At 72.6% G+C, this 5,054-nt stretch carries 9 protein-coding genes; all 9 read right to left on the minus strand.

Annotation, left to right across the window (positions count from 1 at the left end):
• The coding region (locus ACTHMS_RS02035; protein ID WP_440305018.1) for an AAA family ATPase at positions 1–185 on the minus strand (185 nt) is incomplete at its 3' end.
• A 133-nt stretch (positions 186–318) separates the two neighbouring features.
• Positions 319–507 (minus strand): hypothetical protein, encoded by a 189-nt coding sequence (locus tag ACTHMS_RS02040; RefSeq protein ID WP_440305011.1) that lies wholly within the window; start codon positions 505–507, stop codon positions 319–321.
• 190 nt (positions 508–697) lie between these two features.
• Entirely contained in the window at positions 698–1,597 is a 900-nt protein-coding gene (gene mutM / locus ACTHMS_RS02045) for a bifunctional DNA-formamidopyrimidine glycosylase/DNA-(apurinic or apyrimidinic site) lyase (protein ID WP_440305012.1), read from the minus strand.
• A gap of 3 nt (positions 1,598–1,600) precedes the next feature.
• On the minus strand, positions 1,601–2,317 hold the full coding sequence (gene rnc / locus ACTHMS_RS02050) for a ribonuclease III (RefSeq protein WP_440305013.1): 717 nt from the start codon (positions 2,315–2,317) through the stop codon (positions 1,601–1,603).
• A gap of 7 nt (positions 2,318–2,324) precedes the next feature.
• Complete coding sequence (gene rpmF, locus ACTHMS_RS02055; protein ID WP_375485729.1) at positions 2,325–2,504, minus strand: 50S ribosomal protein L32; 180 nt, start codon at positions 2,502–2,504, stop codon at positions 2,325–2,327.
• A gap of 7 nt (positions 2,505–2,511) precedes the next feature.
• Entirely contained in the window at positions 2,512–3,132 is a 621-nt protein-coding gene (locus ACTHMS_RS02060) for a YceD family protein (RefSeq protein ID WP_440305014.1), read from the minus strand.
• Positions 3,133–3,228: 96 nt separating this feature from the next.
• On the minus strand, positions 3,229–4,011 hold the full coding sequence (locus tag ACTHMS_RS02065; RefSeq protein WP_440305015.1) for a hypothetical protein: 783 nt from the start codon (positions 4,009–4,011) through the stop codon (positions 3,229–3,231).
• A gap of 32 nt (positions 4,012–4,043) precedes the next feature.
• On the minus strand, positions 4,044–4,538 hold the full coding sequence (gene coaD, locus ACTHMS_RS02070) for a pantetheine-phosphate adenylyltransferase (RefSeq protein WP_440305016.1): 495 nt from the start codon (positions 4,536–4,538) through the stop codon (positions 4,044–4,046).
• The coding region (locus ACTHMS_RS02075; protein ID WP_440305017.1) for an RsmD family RNA methyltransferase at positions 4,535–5,054 on the minus strand (520 nt) is incomplete at its 5' end. The genes ACTHMS_RS02075 and coaD, both read right to left, overlap by 4 nt.

Below are 5,054 nucleotides of genomic sequence, written 5' to 3' on the forward strand. Positions count from 1 at the left end.
TCCATCTTGCCGCCGCGCAGCGCCTTCGCGCCCTGCTCGCCGAGCACCCAGGCGATGGCGTCGACGACGTTGCTCTTGCCCGACCCGTTCGGGCCGACCACGGCGGTGATGCCGGGCTCGAAGCGGAGCGTCGTGGCGGAGGCGAAGGACTTGAAGCCCTTCAGCGTCAGCGACTTGAGGTGCACGAGACTCCCGAGGCATCCGGTGCCGGTGGCCGCGGGCATGCGCCTGCGACGGCTCCGAATCTAACCCGCAGCCAAGATTCGCGGCGGGAGCTGACGGGTGTGTCGGCCGGTCGGGGTGCCGGCCGACCGGACGTCAGGCGAGGGCGGGCTCGGCGGCCTCGGCGATGCGGTGCAGCTCGACGTCGAGCTCGACGTGCTCGGTGGCACGGGCGGCGGTGAGCTCGGCCTCGAGCTCGGCGATGCGGCGGCGCAGTCGGGCGACCTCGAACGCGAGCTGGTGCTCGGTGACGCTGCCGACGTGTCCCATGAGGGCGCGTGCCATGTTGCGACCCTTCGCTTCCCAGGCAGCCTCGGCGCGGATCCCGCAGGCCGAGGACGGTTGTCAGTGTGGTGGCTGTGACGCAGCGACGCGAGCGGGAGGAGACGAGGTCTGCGAGGCGATGGAGCGCCTCTCAGCGCGATGCGCGGCTCCCGGTCGGTCGGCCCATCGTCTCACTCTTGTAACACTCGGGTCAACTCGCCGGCCCTGTGCGTCGGCGAGGTGCCGGCTGGCAGCGCGGGCAGAAGAAGCTCGACCGGTTCATGAAGCTGCTGCGCCGCACCGGGGTGCCGCAGCGGGGGCACGGACGCCCCTCCTGGCCGTACACGTTGAGCGAGCGGTCGAAGTACCCGCTCTGCCCGTTCACGTTGACGTACAGGGCGTCGAACGAGGTGCCGCCCGCCCTGATCGCGTCGCCGAGCACCGCCCGCACGTGGGCGAGCAGATCGCCCACCCGCGGCCGGGTCAGCGCCTGACCCGCGCGCTCACCGTGCAGCCGGGCGCGCCACAGCGACTCGTCGGCGTAGATGTTGCCGATGCCCGACACGAGGGTCTGGTCGAGCAGCGCGCGCTTGATCGCCGTGCGCTTGGTGCGCAGCCGGGCGGTGAAGAGGCGGTCGTCGAACCGCGGGTCGAGCGGGTCGCGGGCGATGTGGGCGATCTGCGCCGGCAGGTGCTCGTCCGGGCGGTCGGTGGTCGGCACGAGCCGGTCGAGCAGCAGCCCGCCGAAGGTGCGCTGGTCGACGAAGCGCAGCTCGGGACCGTCGTCGGCGAAGCGCACGCGCACGTGCAGGTGCTTCTCGTCCGGGGCGTCCGCGGGCTGCATCAGCAGCTGCCCGCTCATGCCGAGATGGCCGACCAGGCAGTCGCCGGACGCGACGCCGTCGGCCTCGAGCGGCAGCCACAGGTACTTGCCGCGTCGCGACACCGCACGCACGGTGGTGCCGACGAGGCGGGCGGCGAAGTCGTCGGCGCCGGGCAGGTGGCGGCGGATCGCCCGCGGGTGGCGCACCTCGACCGTCGCAACGGTGCGGCCGGTGACCCAGCGGGCGAGCCCGTCGCGGACGGTCTCGACCTCAGGCAGTTCGGGCACGGCTCAGGCGGTTCGGGCCCGGGCCGAGATGGTGCGCCACGCCGTCTCGGCGGCGAGCTGCTCGGCCTCCTTCTTGCTGTTGCCAGTCGACGGGGCGAACAGCTCGCCGGCCACGAGGGCCTGGGCGGTGAAGGTCTTGGCGTGGTCGGGCCCGGTCGAGGACATCACGTACTCGGGCACGCCGAGGCCGTGCTCGGCGGTGAGCTCCTGCAGGCTGGTCTTCCAGTCGAGCCCCGCCCCGGCGTGGGCGACCTGCTCGAGCAGCTCGTCGAAGAGCCGGTGGATGACGACGCGGGCCTGCTCGATGCCGTGGTCGAGGTACACCGCGCCGAACACCGCCTCGAGGGTGTCGGCCAGGATGCTCGCCTTGTCGCGTCCGCCGGTGGTCTCCTCACCGCGGCCGAGCAGGAGGTAGGCACCGAGCCCGGCCGGGCCGATCCGGCGCGCGAGCGACGCGAGCGCGCGCATGTTCACCACGGAAGCGCGGAGCTTGGCCAGCCGGCCTTCCGGCAGGTCGGGGTGGGCGTTGTAGAGGTGGTCGGTGATGACGATGCCGAGCACGGCGTCACCGAGGAACTCGAGCCGCTCGTTGTGCGGCAGGCCGCCGTGCTCGTAGGCGTACGAGCGGTGGGTCAGGGCACGACGAAGGAGCTCGGGTTCGATGTCGATACCGAGCGCTGCGGTGAGCTCGGCGGGATCGGCCGCCTCCGTCGTGGCCACCCGGGTGTCAGACGGCCAGGACCTGCTTGCCGTCGTACTGGCCGCAGTTCGCGCAGGCCGTGTGCGGCAGCTTCATCTCGCCGCACGCACGGTTCGGGCAGCGGACCAGCGTCGGGGCGCTCGTCTTCCACTGCGAGCGGCGCGACCGCGTGTTGCTGCGCGAGGTCTTGCGCTTGGGAACGGCCATGGTTGCGTCACTCCTGTGTCGTGGAACTGTCGGGTGTGCCGGACGGTTCGGCCGGTTCGCGTTCGGTGAACGCGGCCAGCGCGGCCCAGCGCGGGTCGAGCGTCTCGTGCGTGTGGTCGGCCGGCAGGTCGTCGAGCCGCTCCCCGCACTCGGGGCACAGGCCGCGACAGTCGTCGCGGCACAGCGGCGTCCACGGCAGTGCCAACACCACCGAATCACGCACCACCGGTTCGACGTCGAGATAGTCGCCGTCGATCCGGTGAACCTCGTCCTGCTCGGTCGTCTCGTCGGTGACGCTGTTCGGGTAGGCGAACAGCTCCACCAGGTCGACGACCGTCTCGTCGGTGAACGGGTCGAGGCACCGCCCGCACTCGCCGCTGATCGGGGCGGTCACCGTGCCCGTGACAAGCACGCCCTCGGTGACCGACTCGAGCCGCACATCGAGTTCGAGCGGAGCACCTACCGGTACTCCGACGACGTCCGAGCCGAGATCCGCAGGCGCGGGGACACGACGCCGGTACTCCTTCACGCTGCCGGGCCGTCGCCCCACCTCCCGGACGTCGAAGACGAACGGGTCGCGAGGATCCGGGCCGGTGCGCGGCGGACGCGGTGTTGTGTTCTCAGGCATGCGAAGTCGGCCCGATCGGGATGAGGCCGTCGACCAGCTTAGCGAATGGATCGCCCGCGGCCGAATCGCCCCACCCGGCGTGGCGCAGCGGCCGGCTCAGGCCGACTTCGCGTGGTCGAACGGCGCGCCCGGGTCGAACGCGTCCCCGGTGCCGGCGTGCGTCGCCGACGCCCAGTCGGCGCCGTCACCGACGGACGAGCCGGCGGGCGCCGAGGCGCGGCGCTCGGCCAGGGCGCGGCGGCCCTGGTCGGCCGTGCCGGCCGCGCGGCGCAGGGTGCCGGCGAGTTCCTCGAGGGTGTGCTCGGCGTAGATCTCGGCGTCGGTGGCCAGCTTGTGCGCGTACCGCTCGGCCTCGGCCCGCAGGCCGCGGGCGTAGGCATCGGCCTCCTCGCGGACGCTGTGGTTGTACTCGTCGGCGTCGCTGCACAGTCGGTCGCGGTAGGCCTCGGCCTCGGCCCGCAGTCGCGCACTCGTCTCGGCCGCGGCCTGGTGCACGGCGGACGCGGCGACGAGACGCACCTGCTCGTCCTCGGCGGCCGCGACGATGGCCTGCGCCTGCTCGTGGGCCAGGCGCACCGTGCGCTCGGCGTCGGCGGTCGCGTCGGCGACCAGCGCGTCGGCCTGCTCGGCGGCGAGGCGGCGCGTCTCGGCGGCCTCGGTGACGGCGTTGTGGAGCATCTGGTCGCGCGCGGCGATCACCTTGCGCGACTCGTCCAGCTCGGGCGGCAGCACCTCGCGCAGCTCGTCGAGCAGGTCGAGCATGCGCTCGCGCGGCAGGACGCAGGACGAGGACATCGGCAGGCTGCGCGCCGTCTCGACCAACTCGATCAGCTCGGCCAGCAGTTCGTCGGTCTGGCGCAAGGTGGTGTCGTTGCTCACGGCGGACCTCCGGCTGACTCGGGCCGGGCCCGTCAGCTCGGGCCCGTGCGCTCCTTGAGTCGCTGCAGGACGTGCGGCGGCACGAGCGAACTCACGTCCCCGCCCCACTTGGCGATCTCCTTCACCAGGCTAGAGGCGAGGAAGCTGTATTCCGGGTTGGTCGGCATGAACAGCGTGTCGACGCCGGCCAGGCCGCGGTTCATCTGCGCCATCTGCAGTTCGTAGTCGAAGTCGGACACCGCGCGCAGGCCCTTGACGATCACCGGGATGTCGTGGGCGCGGCAGTAGTCGACGACCAGGCCCTGGAACGTCTCGATGCGGACGTTCGGGTAGTCGGCCGTCCCCTCCTCGAGCATCTCCTTGCGCTCGTCGACGGAGAACAGGCTCTGCTTCGACTGGTTGATGAAGACGGCGACCACGACCTCGTCGTAGAGCGCCGCGACCCGGCTGATGATGTCCAGATGGCCGTTCGTCACCGGGTCGAACGAGCCGGGACACAGGGCGCGGCGGACGCGTTGGCTGCTCATCGGCGGCGACCGTACCAAAGCACCGCGTCGCCGTAGCGGCGGTCATGATCGGGTGTGCAGTCCGCCGCGTCCCAGGCCGGCGGGCGGCTGCGCGCGGCACGTTCGACGACGACGACGGCGTCGGCGCGCAATACCGGCCGGAGCGCGGCGAGCAGCTCGTCGACCTCCTCGTCGGGCACGTCGTAGGGCGGGTCGGCGAAGACGAGGTCGAAGGACGCCGCGGGTGCGCCGGCGAGGTACCGCGCGGCCGGGGCGCCGACGACGTGCGCGCCGGCCAGTCCGACGGCGGCGACGTTGCGCCGCAGCACTGCCAGTGCCGTGCGGTTCGCCTCGACGAGCACGGCCTCGGCGGCGCCGCGCGACAGCGCCTCGAGCCCGACGGCGCCCGTGCCCGCGTAGAGGTCGAGCACCGCGGCACCGTCGAGGTCGAGCATGGTGGCGAGCCGGTTGAACAGGCCCTCGCGCGCCCGCTCGGAGGTCGGGCGCGTGCCACGGTCGGGCGCGACGAGCCGGCGT

Origin of the sequence: Jatrophihabitans sp., from assembly GCF_051960575.1 — a bacterium.
GTDB lineage: Bacteria > Actinomycetota > Actinomycetes > Mycobacteriales > Jatrophihabitantaceae > JBQCEE01.